The organism is Cytophaga hutchinsonii ATCC 33406 (assembly GCF_000014145.1).
GTDB lineage: Bacteria > Bacteroidota > Bacteroidia > Cytophagales > Cytophagaceae > Cytophaga > Cytophaga hutchinsonii.
In genome coordinates, this window is the sequence record NC_008255.1 from 2,140,269 (window position 1) to 2,157,932 (window position 17,664).

Sequence of the window (17,664 nt, forward strand, 5' to 3'; positions counted from 1 at the left end):
AAAAAATATAAAAACATTAACGTAAAACTTTTACAATGACTCTAAATCAGGAAATACAAAGCGTAAAACAACGGTTTGGCATTATAGGCAACGCTCCTGCTTTGAATCATGCCATACAAATCGCGATTCAGGTTGCGCCTACCGATATGACCGTATTGATTACCGGTGAAAGCGGAAGTGGAAAAGAATCATTTTCTAAAATTATCCATCAGTTAAGTACGCGTAAACATGGCCAGTTTATTGCGATCAACTGCGGCGGCATACCGGAAGGAACAATAGATTCGGAGTTATTCGGCCACGAAAAAGGTTCTTTTACCGGTGCACAGGAAGCACGCAAAGGCTACTTTGAAGTTACCAATGGCGGAACTATTTTTCTGGATGAGATCGGCGACATGCCGCTTGGCACGCAGGCGCGCCTGCTTCGTATTCTTGAGAACGGTGAATTTATCCGTGTAGGTTCTTCAAAAGTACAAAAAACAGATGTACGTGTTGTAACGGCAACAAATGTCAACCTCTACGAAGCTGTTCAGAAAGGGAAGTTCAGAGAAGATTTATACTACCGTTTAAATACGGTGCCTATATATGTGCCGCCGCTTAGAGAACGCGGTACTGACATTGAATTGATTTTCCGGAAATTCGCTTCCGATTTTTCTGAAAAATATAAAACACCTCCCGTGCGTTTAACAGAAGAAGCAAAAGGCCTTCTGATTAAATACCGTTTTCCGGGCAATATCCGTCAGCTGCGCAATTTAGCCGAGCAGATGTCTGTACTTGAAACAGAGCGTGAAATTACAGCAGAACAATTAAAAAAATATTTACCAACAGAAAGTTCGCTGCCTGCTTTAAGCGGTAACGGCAAAAAAGGCGATGATTTTTCTGAACGCGATATTCTGTATAAAATCCTTTTTGATATGAAAAAGGATATGAATGACCTGAAGAAACTTGTCTATGATTCCCTTCAGAATGAATCCTATGGAAGTCAAATAATTAAGCAACATAGTGATTTATTTCATAGCTTAGGTCCGGCAGAAGAATCCATTCCGGCACAGCCGTCTTTTGTGATCCATAAAAACGGCCGTGATATTGATGACGACATTGAAGTAGTTGAAGATATTGATCACAGCACTGACGAATCAGTAACGGAATCGCTTTCATTGGATGAAAAAGAAAAAGAAATGATTTTAAAGGCATTGAAAAAAAATCATAATAAACGTAAATATGCCGCACGTGATTTAGGTATTTCTGAACGGACGTTATACAGAAAACTTAAATTGTACCAAATTGACGAAACAGAGAATAATGGATAACAATACCAGTAAACGTTCAGCCTTTCTTCTTGTACTGCTTGCATTCCTTTTATTCAGCGGATGTGGTGTAAGTTATAACTTTACAGGAGGCAGTGTTGATCCAAATGTTAAAACAATTTCAATTCAGCCGTTTTTCAACCAGTCGGGTAATGGACCGCCGTCCATGAGCCTTCAGTTGACAGAAAAATTCAAATCGTTTTATCAGGACAATACAAAGCTGATTGTTGTAAAAGAAAATGGCGACTGGCAATTGGAAGGTTTAATCACGAAATACTTTATTCAGCCTATTTCTCCTCAAGCCAACCAGACAGCGGCACAATCCAGGTTAACCATTACCATCAATGCCTCGTTTAAAGATGAAAAGAATAACAGAGAGTTTAAAAAAGACTTCTCTTTTTATGCTGATTATCCGTCAACGCAAACACTGTCGCAAATTGAAACAGAAAAAGTAAATACTATATTAGACCAATTGGTATTTATGGTATTCAGTGAAACTACATCAAACTGGTAATTTGAATAAACAACGATACATAGCGCTATTAAAAGATCCTTCCGCTTTAACCAAAGCAGATATCCCGGATATAGAGGAACTGATTGAACAGTTTCCCTATTGCCAGAATGCGCATATACTTTTAGCCAAGGTACAGACAGAACTTGGCAGCATGCATGCCAACAAGCTTTCCCGCAAAGCAGCACTTTATACCTCTGACCGGAATAAATTAAAACGTTTATTATCACCATTAAAAGAAGATACTAAACATACAGCCGGTGTTGTTATTGAAAAAAACGGCACTTCCCTGTTGATAGAACAACCAGAAGTACGGGTGCCTGCGGAGATCATGGCAGACAAAACCGTAGAAACACCTGCAGATAGTATTACCGTTGATGCAACGCCAAGCATAAGCGTTGTTGAAAGCATTCCCGAACCTCCTGTTACTAGAACTGTTGACACACCTGTTACTTTTCAAGTTAAAGAACAGGCAGACAAACATGCGAATGATTTTCTAACTGAATTAGAAGAAAATTTAAAAGCCTTACGGGAAGCTAAGGCACGGGCGGCTGGAAAATTAAATATCCTTCCACGGGAAGAAAAACAAACCATTATTCCGGAAAATATTCTTCCTCCGAAAAATGTTGTTTTTACGCCTCCGTCAGATCACGTTTCTGCTCCCGATAAACAAGTCCGCATAGACATTCCTTCAGAAGATGAAATAAAAAAAAAGGACATTGAGGTAGAGCATACAGCAGAAACTGAAACCAATTTCTTTGAAACGATTGATGCTCTTTCAAAGTCTGCAGACATAACGCCTTCACCACAGCCGCTTCCGGCTGTTGAAGAACAGATCAAAAAACCCAAAAAACCATTTACCTCTTTAATCGAAGCCGAAGTTCAGAAAAGAGATACCGTAGAACGTAACGATGTGTTAGATCTGATCTTAAGTTTTGATGACCGGGTAAAAGATTATTTCGACATAAACACATATACACGCGACAAAACAACTGAAGATACTATACCGGAAGAACATACACAGCTTACCGGTACAGATGCAGCAACAGACAATACGTTTGATTTTCCGTTTACCAATAATGACTGGAAATTAGAAGAAAGCAGACTGGAAGAACAAGGACAGGCAACGGATGAGTTATTACTCAATTACCTGGAATACCTACGCGAGCAAAAAAACAAAAAACAGAAACCTGATAAAAAGAGGGAAAAATCAATCATTTCCCGTTTTATTCAAAAAGACCCGATCATTTCACCTTTATCGTATAAACCTCCGGCTCAGGATGAAGACGATGATGCAGGCGAAACTCCTATAAATCAACCGAAACCGAATTTTGTTTCCGATACATTTGCAAAATTACTGGAGAAACAAGGGAAAATAGAAAAAGCAATTGATGTTTACGAAGAATTGATTTTGAAAAATCCCGAAAAAAATTCTTACTTTGCAACTCGAATTCAAGAATTAAAAAAGAAACTTTAACATACAATGATTATTACATTATCTATTTTGTTGATTCTATGTGCCGTTTTATTGGTGATAGTGGTATTAGCTCAAAACTCTAAAGGCGGTGTTGCAGATGGCTTCAGCAGTTCAACACAAGTAATCGGAGCTAAAAGAACGGGGGACTTTTTAAGTAATCTTTCAATTGGTTTAGCTATTACAATTTTAGTAATCTGTCTTGCTTTCAACTACGTTGCAAAACCTACTGTTGATGACGCAGACGATACAGATGTTGAAAATACAGAAGGTACTACTGCACCTGAATCTGGTGAAGAAGTTGAAACAGCACCGGCTCCGGCTGATACTGTTCCTGCTCAGTAATCATAAACATTTCTAAAAAAGAAAGCCTTCTGTTAAACGGGAGGCTTTCTTTTTTTATGCAAGCTGTTGTAAGCATTACACTGTTTTAGTAGATAAGTAACGCACCAATGCCAGCTGAGCTACCGGCATTACCGTTTCTTTTTCGGGATACCTTATTTGTGTTTGAATTAAATATGTTGCAGGATTCGGTAATTCCGGATATTTTTTGATCAGACCCAATTTCATAGAATTAACCGTATTGCTTACAGATTCTTTAAAGGAATCAATCTTTTTAGTATGAATCCCTCTGAATTTTTCATTGGCATGATGAAAAATGGTAATATCATATTGATATACGTGCATTTCTTTATCCGGTGGCTGATTCAGCAGAATATAACCGGCATCGGTATACAATGGCTCCAGGCCGATGGGTTCAATTTTTAAGCTTTGTTCCACATCTTCATAAATCGCTCTTCCTTCCCGCAGGCCATTTTCAAAAGCAGGAATGGCAAACGATAAAATATCTTCGATCTCCTGCATAAGCTTGTCATCTGCAATAAGTTCCCGGTATAAAAACTCCGCTTTATCGTTATCGGCAGCAGTGATTTCTTTCGGAAAACTTTGTTTCAGGTTTTGTTTGTTATTTTTAATGGAGATCAGGGTTTGATAATGCCCATACAACTCCGAAAGCGGCGGGTATAATTTTCGGTCATTAAAATCATTGCGAACCGAGTTTAAATACCCTAAAAGCTGGTATTTTTTGTATTCAAAGTCGATTAAACCTTTGGTAAGCCAATCCGGATCAAGTTGCTTCATAACGCATGCGGGTTTGGTATATACTACTTAACGTTTAATACTGCCATTTTGTTAGTTATTATTTCAACAAAATGCCTAGGATATAACAATATAGCCAAATAGTGTCAGTTTTTACACTTATTTTTATGTCATAATTTCTGTCTTCTGCTTTGGCACGATAGTAGACAGAGAGGCAGTAGGAAATTTTAAAACTTTTAAGTTCAAAAATAGATTATGAGTAACGTAAACATCAAACCACTAGCAGACAGAGTTCTGATTGAGCCGGCAGTTGCAGAATCAAAAACAGCATCTGGCATTATTATCCCTGATACAGCAAAAGAAAAACCACTTAAAGGTATTGTAGTAGCAGTCGGATCTGGTAAAAAGGATGAACCTATGACAGTAAAAGTTGGAGATTCAGTACTTTATGGTAAATATTCCAGTACTGAAATATCTGTAGATGGAAAAGATTACTTAATCATGAAAGAATCTGAAATCTACGCTATTCTTTAATTCCTGAAGAATAAAAAACATTCCTAACAACCGTACTAAAAACGTAAAACTAAAAATGGCAAAGCAAATTTTATTTGACAGAGACGCCCGCGAAAAATTGAAAAAAGGTGTTGATGCATTGGCAGATGCAGTAAAAGTAACCCTTGGCCCTAAAGGAAGAAATGTAATTTTAGATAAAAAATTCGGTTCACCTGCTATCACAAAAGATGGGGTTTCTGTAGCAAAAGACATTGAGTTGAAAGATGCTATCGAAAATATGGGCGCACAATTAGTTAAAGAAGTTGCATCAAAAACCGCTGATCAGGCTGGTGACGGTACAACGACTGCGACTGTTTTAACGCAGGCAATTTTCAATGCAGGTTTAAAAAACGTTGCAGCCGGCGCTAACCCAATGGATCTTAAGAGAGGTATTGATAAAGCAGTTTCTGCGATCATTGCAGATCTTAAAGTTCAGTCTAAAAAAATCTCTAATTCAAACGAGATCGCACAGGTTGCTACAATCTCTGCCAACAACGACCACGAAATCGGTAAAATGATTGCACATGCAATGGATAAAGTTGGTAAAGATGGTGTTATTACTGTTGAAGAAGCTAAAGGTACTGAAACAGAAGTAAAAACTGTTGAAGGTATGCAATTTGACCGTGGATACTTATCGCCTTACTTCGTTACGAATACAGATAAAATGGAAGTTGAGTTAGATCGTCCATATATTCTGATCTACGATAAAAAAGTTTCTTCTATGAAGGAATTACTTCCGATTCTTGAACAAGTTGTTCAGTCCGGAAGACCGTTGTTAATCATTGCGGAAGATGTTGACGGTGAAGCATTAGCTACACTTGTTGTAAACAAAATCCGTGGTGCACTGAAAATCGCGGCTGTTAAAGCTCCGGGCTTCGGTGACAGAAGAAAAGCTATGTTGGAAGACATCGCAATTTTAACAGGCGGTACAGTTATTTCTGAAGAAAGCGGATACAAATTAGAAAACGCTACACTTGAATATTTAGGTACAGCTGAAAAGATCAATATTGATAAAGACAACACAACGGTTGTTAATGGTTCAGGTTTAAAAGATAATATCGTTGCACGTGTTAACCAGATCAAATCTCAGATGGAAAATACTACGTCTGATTACGATCGCGAAAAACTTCAGGAGCGTTTAGCTAAATTATCCGGTGGCGTTGCTATCATGTATATTGGTGCAGCTACAGAAGTTGAAATGAAAGAGAAAAAAGACCGTGTGGATGATGCATTGCATGCTACACGTGCTGCTGTTGAAGAAGGTATCGTACCAGGTGGTGGCGTTGCGTTGATCAGAGCAGGTGCTGCTTTAGATAACGTTGCATTCCACAATGAAGATGAAAAAACAGGCATTCAGATCATCCGTACGGCAATTGAATCTCCTTTACGTGCTATCGTGTACAATGCAGGCCTTGAAGGTTCTGTAATTGTTCAGAAAGTGAAAGAAGGCACAGGCGATTACGGATACAATGCCCGTGAAGACAGATACGAAGCAATGATTGCTGCAGGTATTATTGACCCTACTAAAGTAACTCGTTTGGCGTTAGAAAATGCTGCTTCTGTGGCATCTCTTCTATTAACTACGGAATGTGTAGTGGCTGACGAACCGGAAGAAAAATCTGCTATGCCTCCAATGGGCGGCGGCGGAATGGGTGGCATGATGTAATTCATGTAATAAAATCGATTCTTTTTACAAAACTCCCCTGTAATTCAGGGGAGTTTTGTTGTTTATATGTCAATAGGATTCGTAAATTGGAACCGAAATGGTATTTATCCTCATTATTAAAATGTTACGAATACGTTTCAAAACCCTGAAGCCACTAACTAACCTATGGTGCATCCAGTAACTGTTCTAAATTGGGCGTATGAGCACTACCTGTATTACCTGTGCTTATCAATAGCTGATACAGACTGTGTCATTTCTGAAGCCGACACAACACGTATCAAAAAAGAATTATTCCCAAGCGTTGATTCCAACCGATTACAATCTTTACAGCGTGAAGTATACAACGAATACCTTGTGCACTCCGAAGAAGAACGGATGGAATTTATCTCTGTAAACGCGGCACGCTTCCTACGTACTCCTGTTATCCGTACACGTGTCATCAATCATCTTGAACATCTTTCAGGTAAAGAAGATGAAAACAACCCGGCCTGGATCATGTTCCGTTACATACGGAAAGTAATCAATACCCTGAAATAATAATACGCAGCATATTTTCATAAAGCTATGTATTTATGAAACGCCTGCCGATGTATTTGTGCCATTCACAAAATGCTGTACCATAATTAACTATCCAGTCCTTTACCCATTTAATAATGAATTCCTTTATTTTACCCGATCATATCAAGGGATTGATTTTTGATATTGACGGTACCCTGGCTGATACCATGCCTGCGCATTACAGAGCAAGCCTGCGTGTAGCCAGGCAATTTGGTTTTGAATTTCCATTAGAGTTCTTTATAAAAATGGCAGGCATCCCTACAACAGATGTCTTTAAAGAGTTATTAAACCTGCAACATAAATCACACATTTCTACAGAAGAAGTGTCTGCCTTAAAGGAAAAATATTATCTGGAAGAAATTCCTACGATTCAACCCATCTCGTATACGATGGACATCGTTAAAAAATATGCGGGCGTACTTCCAATGTCTATGGGAACGGGCGGAACGCTGGAGATAGCACTTCCCAATATTAAGCAGATAAAGGCTGATACATACATCGATATTTTAGTAAGTGCCGAAGATGTAAAAAAACACAAACCTTTTCCGGATACGTTTTTAGAATGCGCGAGACGCATGAACATTGCCCCGGGAAATTGCCTCGTCTTTGAAGATGCACTACAAGGATTTAAAGCGGCACAAGCCGGAGGGATGGATTATATTGATGTTACCAAATTCCATACTTCTGTTTACACGTATGATATTATTTGAACTCCTAAAAAAACCTTTTTTTCAGGTATTATTTTTTATACTGCTGACAATCGTTTGTGTGTTTATTATCCGGCCTAAAAATACCGATAAAACCTGGACGCTGGCCGGCATTATTTTCATCGGTTTTATGCTTGTAAACGCCGTAATGATTTGCTATGCTGTTACTGGCTGGGCTTATTTTTTTTACTCTCTTCTTTTTGCTATACTTTACTTATGCAGCATATCGATTATACTTCCTGCGCTGATTAAACTATTGAAAATTGAAGGAACAGATGAAAGCGCAATGGTTTTTATTTTCATTATGTATCATCCCGTATGCTTATTATTGATGCTGTTTTTAAAGTGGGCTTATCTTACTATTACATAACAGTCCATTTTATCGGCTCTCCTTCTTCCCTTTCCCCATGGTTACTTTGGGCGCATCATACGTACCGGTTACGTGAAATGGAATTTTCATTTTATCAATCGGAATCAATTCTATTTTTATTAAATAATTCAGATTGCCGCCGGTAATATCATTTGAACCTTCAATATCTGTATTCAGCCCGTTCACCTTTAATGAAAAAGGTTTGATGAATAATTTATTATCATGAATTTCTGAATCCATGGATACATTTTTCACATCCGGATTTTTTATATCCTGCTTTTTAGCAGATCGGCTGATCTCATCAAACATTTTCATGCCATTGATTTTTGCATCGGCCACCGTAACATTTCCGCCCCCTGTAAGTGTCTCGAGCTTTATGGTTCCTTTATGTGTCAGCTCTGCTGAAAGTTTGTAGTTGACCGATACTTTGCCATAGGTATCTCCTGCTGCAGGCGCCAGTTTACGCACCAATGCAATTTCAGTATAGGCTTTATTAATATCCAGTTCCCGGATATCAAGATGCACATCAAAAAACGGACGGTTGCTATCTACCGTATTATAATCACCATCGACGGAAAAATAACCATTAGAGGAATTAAATCCTGTTTCATTCAATGTTAATATTCCATTTCTGATCGCAATCTTCCCTTTCAATTTTGTAATATGCAAATCCTGATAAAAAAGATGCTCAATCTGCGCATCAAAAATAAAGTTTATATTTTTAGGTACCTCCCAGATCTCAGGCTCCGTATAGGGTACAGGAGTTGGTTCTGGTATCGTTGTTATACTTTTTCGTTTACGGGAATATGTTTTATCAATCCAGGGTGTTAAATCAAGCGTATCGCTTTTAAGATTAATATCACCCGTAATCATATCATTGTTAGAGGTAATGAAATACATGTAATTGGTTAAATCACCAGTCATGGAGAATTTTGTCCTGCCAACCCGACCGGTGCATTTGGTCATTACAATTTTATCCGGCGCCAGTTTTAAATATGCTTCATTTACATGCAACGACATCCGAAAAGACGGTGAACGGTATTTAAACTGCTTAAGTAAAATATTTCCGGCACAGGTAATTTTAGAGAAGTTTTTATTTTCTATATCTACAATAGATCCTTTACTTTCAATATCGGTATCAACCATACCCAATAAGGTAACCCCTTCTATCGGAAATACTTTTGTGATTTTTTCCAGATCCAGTATGCCTTTTATGCTAAAATCATAATTCATTTTAACAAAGTCTTCAATATACCCTTTCATTGAAAACGGATTTCCTTCCATTAAAAAATTCAGCTGATCAAAATCAACACGTGTATTTTCAGCCTTTCCGGTAGTATTTACAGCACGTGCCGTGAAGTTTATATTTTCTATGGGTTCTGAATACCCCTTTGTCTGCAGGTAGCCATTAGTAAGGCTTACCAAAGCATTGACAGAAGGAAATAAATCATTTTTAGTATCATACACCCCATTAATGATAACATCTGTTTTAAAAAGCCCTTTGATAATATTGGTATTAGCGGGATATAATTTTTCTATATCTGCTAAATCCATGGAAGCGCTGAGGTTGGATTTAATGTAGCAGGAATTTAATCCTTTTACTGAAATAGTACCTGTAATAACATTTTCACCTAAATAAACTTCCAGTGATTTTAAATTAAAATCTGTATGCTCCGGATTTCCATCTGTATTATTGCCGTTCAAAAAAAGATCTATATCATGAAAAGTTGCCTGTGCACTGTCGTACTTTAAGGTACCCTCACGTAACGTGAGATTCAGATCAAATGCTGGTATACTGGTAACTTCAAAATCATCGCCATGTTTTCTTTTCTTATACATGCCTTTTGCCTGCAGGTCAAAATTAAGTTTACCTTTAATATCACAATGCCGGATTGGAAATATGTTTTCAATGGTTTCGAATTCAAGTTCGGCAAGGATATCGGCGTCAATGTATACATCAGTAAACCCCTGCATTTTATACCGTCCCTTTACCGGATGCCCGCCAACATCCATATTAAAATTTTTGAGATTAATAATGGTGCTATCTATAATACCGCTCGTATTCTCTATTTCGAGATTGCACTGTATATCTTTTATTTTTGATGGAAAATCCTGCACCTGCAATACGGCATCAGCAATTTTCAGATCTACATGAAAAGCCGGAATAACTGCGCTTGTGTCATAATAATCACCTTTAATTTTTCCGGTACAGGTTAATAAACCTTCGGTATGAATGTTTTTCAATTCTTTCTTATAGGTACCCGGTATAAGCGATAAGATATCACTGAAAGAAGCTTGCTTAGAAGCAAAGGTCATATCAACGTGATATCCTTTAGGTAAAAAACGCACACTGCCGTCCATGCCGAAACGAAACGTGTTCAACTCAATAGCGTTCTCCTGAATAAAACAGGTATTTGAATGCAGATCAAACACCAGATTCATGTGTAAGGATAATTGTTTATCATGCATGTAGTTGATATCATTATCCGTTACAGAAATATGTTTAACCGCCGTAGTAGTTAAATAATTGATTTTATTTTTTTCGATATCAATTTTTCCGGTATGTGCTATATCATATACTTCTATCCACTGTCTTGTACTTTCATTCAGGTAACGGATCGTACCTTCTTTAATTTCAAATCTATCAAGCGAAATGCCGGCATATTCCATGGTGTCTGCATTTATTGTATCTTTTTTTATAATCGCATAATTGGCGCTTCCGTCGTGCTTTACCAGCATATGAATGATTGGTTTATTCAACACAACCGCATCTATTTCAATCTTATTTTTGAGGATGAGTTTAAACCAGTTCAATTGTAAATCAATCCGGTCAATGTGTGCCAGCGTGTCTTTTTGAAACGTATGAATGCCGATTACATCAACCTTATTCATGGCCAATGTTAAATTTGGAAAATGAAAAAAGAAGGAATAATTAATTTTTTCGAAGCTTACAATGCCATTAATATTTTCATCGATATTTTTTTCAATCTCCGTTTTGATTTCGTCTTTGTAAAGCTGTACAATAATAAACGGACTGATTAACAGTACTGCAAGTATACAGCCTGTAATCAAAACCCATTTTTGTATATTTTTATTCCACTTCATTTTAAAGTAAAATGTAATTGAATACATCTAACATATTCCCGACAAGATACTCAATGCAATACTATATTCTATTTCTTTTGACGCATAAATAATTCACATTCGACTTTTATAATTTATTTTTAAAAGGATCTCCTACCGGTTAAACTGTTGTTTGATATTCTGCTTAAAATGATCCGGAGTTATTCACAACTATTTATTTCAAAAAACGAAGGATTTATTCTTTTATAACGTCTAATAAAGTAAACATATTTAAAACCGTTAACTCTATTACTCTTATGAAAAAAATCGTTTTCTCAATCGTTTTCTTCTCAAGTTTATGCCTTGTATCTTTTGCACAGCAAAACCATAACGGCAACCAGGGACAACATAATGGCCAGCAAGGTGGTAAAGCTGCTCATGGCGGCGGGCAGGGTCAAAAACAAACGTCAGCTCAAAAAGCAGCCAGGCTGACTCAATATATGACAAGCTCGTTAAATTTAAGTGCCGAACAGCAAAGCAAAGTAGCTGCGCTGAATACATCCAAGGCACAGCAGGTCGACAGTATCCGTTCAAAATACAAAGGTAATATGGAAGCTGCAAAACCTGAATTAAAAACAGCCCGCGATACCTATAACGCCAGCCTGAATACAATTTTAACAGCCGACCAGAAAAAAAAATGGGACGAAATTAAAAAGCAAAAAAAAGAGGAATTTCAAAAAAACAGAGCTGCCGGAACAAAACCGGCCGAAGGCGAAATTACTCCGGAAGACTTAGACTAATAAAAAAATCCTGCCGTTAACGGCAGGATTTTTTTACGGGATATACTCTTCTACTTTCGGAGTATCTTTTTCATTCAGTTCCTCTACCCGGTGTTTCAATTCTTTGAAATCATACAGATCACGGTCAAACAAATGAGAGGGGCTGATATTTTTTAATGCGTTATAAATAACCTCTTTTCTATTGGGGTACTGAAGCTCCCAATCGGCAAGCATTTTTTTAGTAATCTTGCGCTGCATATTTTCCTGCGAGCCACATAGATTGCACGGTATGATCGGAAATTTTTTATAGATGGAATATTCGGCTATTTCATTTTCTTTACAATATACCAGCGGACGGATTACAACATGTTTACCATCATCGGTGCGGTACTTTGCCGGCATAGCTTCCATTTTCCCGCTAAAGAATAAGTTCAGGAAAAACGTCTCCAGTACATCTTCCCGGTGGTGACCCAGAGCAATCTTGGTAACACCCAGCTCTTCAGCAGTAGCATACAAACTTCCTCTGCGCAGGCGTGAACACAGGCTGCACATCGTTTTTCCGGCAGGTGTTTTATCAATTACAATGCTGTATGTATCCTTTTCAACAATTTTAAAATTAACGCCTAAATGCGTCAGGTATTCTGGCAGGATATGTTCGGGATAATCCGGCTGTTTCTGATCTAAATTAACCGCAATGATTTCAAAATTTTTCCGTACGGTTTGAGCATGTATAAACATGTCCAGCATGGTATAACTATCTTTACCGCCAGATAAACATACCATGATCTTATCTCCCGGTTCGATCAGATCAAACTCTTCCACTGCTTCCCAAAAACTTTTTCGCAAGCGGTTTATATTCTTTTCTTCAGGAGTTGGTAATGGCATGATTTCAGTAGTAAATGTATGCCTCAAAGGTACGAAGAAAACCAGTAATGCGAAATGCCTTTACACACTGAATGTATTAAAAGCAACTGATTTTCATACCTTATCAGCTTGTTATTGTAAGTATTTAACAGGAACTTTAACGGCTGAATCACCTACGCTCCCATACACTTTTATGAATATTAATGAATTTCTCATAAAGCGGTTTCATATCTCAAAAGATAAAGCCAGTAACATGGTGCTTGAAAATCAGGTATTCATTAACGGCGTAAAAGCGCTTCAACGGAACGATGTATTAAAAAGTGACCACATTGTAGTGAATGGCGAAGTATTGCAGGAGGGCCGGAATTTTACGTATTACGCATATTATAAACCGCGCGGTATTGAGTGTACGCTGAATGCAGCCATTGAAAACAATCTGTTGCACACACTTCCCTTCGGAGAGCATGTGTACCCGGTCGGCAGGCTGGATAAAGAATCTGAAGGTTTGCTGCTGCTCACCAACGATGGTAAGCTCTATAAAGACATTGCGTTTTCTGATAATTTTAAGGAAAAAGAATACCTGGTTGAAGTTGATAAACCATTGACCGATGAAGCTGTTGAGCAACTATCTTCAGGCATTGTTATTATGGGCCAGAAAACACGTCCGGCACGTGTAAGCATGGTTACAGAACACTCGTTCCGCATTATTCTTACACAGGGCCTTAACAGGCAGATCCGAAGAATGTGTTACAAACTCCGGTATGAAGTAACAATGCTCAAACGTATACGCATCACCTCAATTGAATTGGGCGATCTTAAACCGGGAGCATATAGAGTCCTTACCCGTGCAGAGATCTTTGATTAAACATACTGGCATGTATATAAAACGAACGTTCTGGATCTTGCTATGGACATTGCCATTGCTGTTTTGCACCTGGCTGATGATCCGGATCACCTTTCCTTATTTTAGTTTTGATACGATATTTCTTTTCTGCTCACCAAGCAGCGCGTATTGCATAAGCCAATCTGGCGGTTAGCTTTTTACACGCACATCAGTTCCAGCCTGCTTGTTTTGTTTCTGGGAATTTTTCAATTCATTCCTATCTTTTTAAAAAAATTTCCGCAACTGCACCGGACAATGGGAAAAGCCTATGTATTACTGATCCTGTGTGTGAGCGCTCCCAGCGGGTTTGTTATGTCCCTGTACGCCAATGGTGGTTTATGGACAAAAATTTCCTTCAGTTTGATTTCTGTGCTGTGGTTTATGTTTACTTTACAGGCCTACCGTAAAATAAAAAACAGAAATATTCAGGCACATACTGATTTTATGATCCGGAGCTATGCATTAACCCTATCTGCGATAACCCTGCGTACCTACGTAGTAATTCTTCCTCATTTCTTTATTCTGCATTCAAGAGAAATGTATACGCTGATTTCCTGGTTAAGCTGGGTACCTAATCTATTGCTTGCCGAACTATTGATCCGAAAAAGAATCTTTCATCCGTATTGATTATTGCACGGCTGGCTCTTCAACGATCTGTCCGTCCGCTGTAATTGAATAGCTTTTTTTAGAGAGCTGCTCTACTTTCGTAATCTCGTTATCAAAATTATTTTTTTCGTACGGATTTTTCCATGTCCGTTTATATTCCGTAATCTCAAAGTGGTCTTTGTTATATGAAACCGTCTGCAGCATTTCACCAGCCTGACATGCCAGCACTTTATCGGATAAAATATCTCCATTTGAATCATAAATAACCAAACGGTGATAGATTGCTCTCATATCAATCGGACAGGCCGTTACAGACGTATCAACAGCATAGACCAATGCCTTTATTGATTCATGCGGATGGAAAGAATGGTTGATATTGTATTGCAGCCATTTATTCGGTTCATCTCTTTTTTCTTTCAGATAATAAACTGCCATGCCGGCCAGATCAATACCTTCCTCATAAATGTCTGTATAATTTATTCCATTAAAATCATCGTAGCGGAATTGATTAACATTCTTCTGATTGATTTGAAACACCGAAGATGTATCTGTTACAGATGCTAACAGTGCATTTAAGTTTAGCTGACTTTTTTTATATGCTTCTATTTCTTCATCTGTCCAGAACTGCACCATGAGATTTTTATAAACAGCACTTGCAGTATCGTATTCAAAACGTTTATCTGCAATCAACTGCGCACGTATTTTTTGTTTATCCATATTTTCTCCGGCAAGAGATAATATGTAATAATCAATGGTATTGGTAGCCAGAATATTGACAATAATATAATCTGAAATCAGATTTTCGTCGGGCTTGGCAAATACATATCCACTCACCCATTTCCCATTTTCTTCATAATATGCTTCGTTTACCAATACATTGTACGCGCTGCAGGCTTCGGAATAATCCTTATCGGCAGACAGCAGATTTATAAGTTCTATATACGATTCATACGTAGGTTCTAATGTTATGGAACGTTGTAAAAAATAAATGGCCTTCTTCAGGTCTTTATCTTTTATCGCTGCGGATTTTTCTTTGTAGGATGCTGCAATATCATGGTGTTCGCTGCCGTATTTCAGCATATATTTTTTAACATCATTTCGCTGGTAAATCTCACTTGCATGCATTGCCGGCACTTCAACAATTACCTGTTCTGTTTTTCCGGAGCAGGCACCCATAAGAATGCTTGTAACAATGCTATATAAAAAAACTTTCATGTTATTGTGGTGTATTTTTAGATTGATCTTTTGTAATGACAGTATCCATGTAGTTGGCAGGTATTTCAGATGCCTGAATGGTGCCGTCTTCGTTGATGGTGTAGGTAAGCTTTGCTAATGATTCAAATTTATCTACTTCATTGTCATCAAAGGAAACCTTATCAATAGGTTGTTTCCAGATGCGTTTAAAATCTTCTACATACACCTTATTGTCTTTTATTTTTACTGTTTTCACTTTTTCTGCAGAACACTGGCAGGCAATAAGTTTCCTGTCAATAATAATACCCATTGGGTCATACGTTACAAGCGACGTAAACGAAGGCATCAATGCATCATGATCTCCCCAGAAAGAAACCGATGTATATATAAGTGCTGTATAGGCAGGCGTTTCCTGAACAAGCGCATTATAGAAAAAATCATTGGATACTTCGCGTCCAAATTCTGTATTCTGCATTTCCGGTACAAAAACAGCAAAATCATACGAAATGGATTCTTTGTTTTCATATTGAGTAAGATCGGTTAAGGCGGCTTCAAATTCAACCGGACGTGGATACGCTTGTTTAAATAACTCAAACAAACCATTCCGATCTTCTTTGTACTTGAAGGATTCCAATTCACGCAATAAGGTTTTATATGACATGGTTGAAAGAATCGAGTTGATACGTGTATCTTTTGCAAGCGTTAGTGTATCGTAGAAACCGTTGATAAAGGATTTGCGTAAATAGGAAATAACCATATACTCATCTTCGTCTGATTTTTTCAGTGTACCGATCATGTTTTGAGCACACGCCATTTTATAATAAACCGAAGCGATGGGTTTAATATCCAGTTCTTCCGCAACGCGGTATGCCTTGATCGATTCATCCAGAGAAGCTTCAGTGTTCAGTTCCATCAACGCATTGCCCAGCTCGTAATAGGTTTTGGCATCGGGAAATGTTAGGATGGATTGTTTAAACAACGGTACAGCAGCGGCAGCATTGTGTTTGTTTTTATATTCATCTACACCTTTCAGGAAGGATTCTCTGCTTCTGGCTTTAATGGAATCTACATTCAATTCCTGTGCATCAAAAATCACATCTTTAACCAGATTGTATTCATACATATCTTTCTGTGTGAGTTTATTTAATTTAACTTTCAGCACATATTCCTTTTGCGGACCGGAACAGGAATGTAGCATCCACAACGAAATGAAAGCGACCAGAAACTGCGTAAATTTATTTACCATAGTATTTCAGATAAAAATTGTGCTTCAAATTAGTAAAATAATATGATAATGATGCGTTACTTCTGAATTGAAAAAACAGCGTGGATAAAAAATGCAGCCAGCGGATCAGCTCATCTTCAAAACCCGATTCAAACTTTTTAATTCTCCGTCTGAATATACGTTGACAACATATACATCAGCTGCAAGTGCATTTATATTTAAACCTGAGCAGAACCGGTCTGCTGCTGCTGAAGTTCCGGCTGGCTTTCTGAATCCAGAATCAGAACATCAAAAACAGGAAGCATGTATGCAATCATCTCATCATCTCATAAATCTGCAGCACAAACTGTCCTTCATCCAGCACCTCTTTTAAATGAACCCATTCACTTTCTGTAAACGTAAGGTTGATGGATTCATGGGGAGTGCGGACAATAATGCGTTCCACATTATCGGGAAAGGGCAGCGAATTGTTTTCAAATGCAGAACGGTTCATAATTTCACGAAATGCATCAAACTCCGGCAAGGTATAATTAATGACAAAATTGTTGTGCCATAAAAAAATCGTTTTGCATTCCACACATTGACTTAAGTGTGTTGTCGGTGTGGATTTTAATAAAACAGGATTACACATAGTTGGTAAAAAGGTTATCGATTCATGAATTCTACCTGTCTGCTGAGTGACATTTATGCCTGACTCCGGACTTCTTCAATGTATATTCAAAATCCGAAGTGCAGGACTTAATGTTTATATATAAACCTCCAGGGAGTTGGAGGATACCTATATTCGCTAAGAAATCCCCGGACGTTCAC

At 37.9% G+C, this 17,664-nt stretch carries 18 protein-coding genes; 12 read left to right on the forward strand and 6 right to left on the reverse strand.

Annotation, left to right across the window (positions count from 1 at the left end; genetic code table 11):
* Positions 1 to 35 precede the first annotated feature (35 nt).
* Genes CHU_RS08905 through secG form a run of 4 tightly spaced genes read left to right on the forward strand, consistent with a single transcriptional unit; the run spans position 36 to position 3,634 of the window.
* A complete protein-coding gene (locus CHU_RS08905) occupies positions 36 to 1,307 on the forward strand; it encodes a sigma-54 interaction domain-containing protein (protein ID WP_011585206.1) in 1,272 nt (423 codons plus the stop codon).
* Positions 1,300 to 1,818: an LptE family protein gene (locus CHU_RS08910; RefSeq protein ID WP_041932296.1), complete on the forward strand. Its 519-nt coding sequence runs from the start codon at positions 1,300 to 1,302 to the stop codon at positions 1,816 to 1,818. The genes CHU_RS08905 and CHU_RS08910 overlap by 8 nt, the downstream gene beginning before the upstream one ends.
* Position 1,819: 1 nt before the next feature.
* The gene (locus CHU_RS08915; RefSeq protein WP_143144042.1) at positions 1,820 to 3,292 is read left to right on the forward strand and encodes a hypothetical protein; all 1,473 of its coding nucleotides are present in this window, start codon (positions 1,820 to 1,822) and stop codon (positions 3,290 to 3,292) included.
* Positions 3,293 to 3,298: 6 nt separating this feature from the next.
* The gene (gene secG / locus CHU_RS18875) at positions 3,299 to 3,634 is read left to right on the forward strand and encodes a preprotein translocase subunit SecG (RefSeq protein WP_011585209.1); all 336 of its coding nucleotides are present in this window, start codon (positions 3,299 to 3,301) and stop codon (positions 3,632 to 3,634) included.
* A gap of 75 nt (positions 3,635 to 3,709) precedes the next feature.
* On the opposite strand, the gene CHU_RS08925 is transcribed toward secG, so the two are convergent.
* On the reverse strand, positions 3,710 to 4,429 hold the full coding sequence (locus CHU_RS08925; protein ID WP_011585210.1) for a hypothetical protein: 720 nt from the start codon (positions 4,427 to 4,429) through the stop codon (positions 3,710 to 3,712).
* A gap of 213 nt (positions 4,430 to 4,642) precedes the next feature.
* Here CHU_RS08925 and groES point away from each other — a divergent pair, with 213 nt between their 5' ends.
* The 5 genes from groES to CHU_RS08950 all read left to right on the forward strand — a co-directional run bounded on the left by groES (position 4,643) and on the right by CHU_RS08950 (position 8,240).
* On the forward strand, positions 4,643 to 4,921 hold the full coding sequence (gene groES, locus CHU_RS08930) for a co-chaperone GroES (RefSeq protein WP_011585211.1): 279 nt from the start codon (positions 4,643 to 4,645) through the stop codon (positions 4,919 to 4,921).
* 55 nt (positions 4,922 to 4,976) lie between these two features.
* Positions 4,977 to 6,605 (forward strand): chaperonin GroEL, encoded by a 1,629-nt coding sequence (gene groL, locus CHU_RS08935; protein WP_011585212.1) that lies wholly within the window; start codon positions 4,977 to 4,979, stop codon positions 6,603 to 6,605.
* A 165-nt stretch (positions 6,606 to 6,770) separates the two neighbouring features.
* Positions 6,771 to 7,142, forward strand: a complete 372-nt coding sequence (locus CHU_RS08940; protein WP_011585213.1) for a hypothetical protein — start codon at positions 6,771 to 6,773, stop codon at positions 7,140 to 7,142.
* A 116-nt stretch (positions 7,143 to 7,258) separates the two neighbouring features.
* The gene (locus CHU_RS08945; RefSeq protein ID WP_011585214.1) at positions 7,259 to 7,873 is read left to right on the forward strand and encodes an HAD family hydrolase; all 615 of its coding nucleotides are present in this window, start codon (positions 7,259 to 7,261) and stop codon (positions 7,871 to 7,873) included.
* On the forward strand, positions 7,860 to 8,240 hold the full coding sequence (locus CHU_RS08950; RefSeq protein ID WP_011585215.1) for a hypothetical protein: 381 nt from the start codon (positions 7,860 to 7,862) through the stop codon (positions 8,238 to 8,240). The genes CHU_RS08945 and CHU_RS08950 overlap by 14 nt, the downstream gene beginning before the upstream one ends.
* Before the next feature lie 9 nt (positions 8,241 to 8,249).
* On the opposite strand, the gene CHU_RS08955 is transcribed toward CHU_RS08950, so the two are convergent.
* Complete coding sequence (locus CHU_RS08955) at positions 8,250 to 11,345, reverse strand: AsmA family protein (RefSeq protein ID WP_011585216.1); 3,096 nt, start codon at positions 11,343 to 11,345, stop codon at positions 8,250 to 8,252.
* A gap of 275 nt (positions 11,346 to 11,620) precedes the next feature.
* Between CHU_RS08955 and CHU_RS08960 the strand changes: the two genes are divergently transcribed.
* Positions 11,621 to 12,103 carry a hypothetical protein gene (locus tag CHU_RS08960; RefSeq protein WP_011585217.1) on the forward strand — a complete coding sequence of 161 codons (483 nt, stop codon included), beginning with the start codon at positions 11,621 to 11,623 and terminating at the stop codon, positions 12,101 to 12,103.
* A 33-nt stretch (positions 12,104 to 12,136) separates the two neighbouring features.
* Here CHU_RS08960 and ttcA read toward each other — a convergent pair whose 3' ends face one another.
* Positions 12,137 to 12,967, reverse strand: coding sequence for a tRNA 2-thiocytidine(32) synthetase TtcA (gene ttcA, locus CHU_RS08965; protein WP_049755513.1), 831 nt, complete (start codon positions 12,965 to 12,967; stop codon positions 12,137 to 12,139).
* 172 nt (positions 12,968 to 13,139) lie between these two features.
* Here ttcA and CHU_RS08970 point away from each other — a divergent pair, with 172 nt between their 5' ends.
* On the forward strand, positions 13,140 to 13,811 hold the full coding sequence (locus CHU_RS08970) for a 23S rRNA pseudouridine(2604) synthase RluF (RefSeq protein ID WP_041932665.1): 672 nt from the start codon (positions 13,140 to 13,142) through the stop codon (positions 13,809 to 13,811).
* A 147-nt stretch (positions 13,812 to 13,958) separates the two neighbouring features.
* Positions 13,959 to 14,456, forward strand: a complete 498-nt coding sequence (locus CHU_RS08975; RefSeq protein WP_011585220.1) for a DUF2306 domain-containing protein — start codon at positions 13,959 to 13,961, stop codon at positions 14,454 to 14,456.
* Here the strand turns inward: CHU_RS08975 and CHU_RS08980 are convergent, their stop codons facing one another.
* The 3 genes from CHU_RS08980 to CHU_RS08990 all read right to left on the reverse strand — a co-directional run bounded on the left by CHU_RS08980 (position 14,457) and on the right by CHU_RS08990 (position 17,485).
* On the reverse strand, positions 14,457 to 15,650 hold the full coding sequence (locus CHU_RS08980) for a hypothetical protein (protein ID WP_011585221.1): 1,194 nt from the start codon (positions 15,648 to 15,650) through the stop codon (positions 14,457 to 14,459).
* Position 15,651: 1 nt separating this feature from the next.
* Entirely contained in the window at positions 15,652 to 16,875 is a 1,224-nt protein-coding gene (locus CHU_RS08985; RefSeq protein ID WP_011585222.1) for a hypothetical protein, read from the reverse strand.
* A gap of 292 nt (positions 16,876 to 17,167) precedes the next feature.
* A complete protein-coding gene (locus CHU_RS08990; RefSeq protein ID WP_011585223.1) occupies positions 17,168 to 17,485 on the reverse strand; it encodes a DUF6686 family protein in 318 nt (105 codons plus the stop codon).
* Between the last annotated feature and the right edge of the window lie 179 nt (positions 17,486 to 17,664).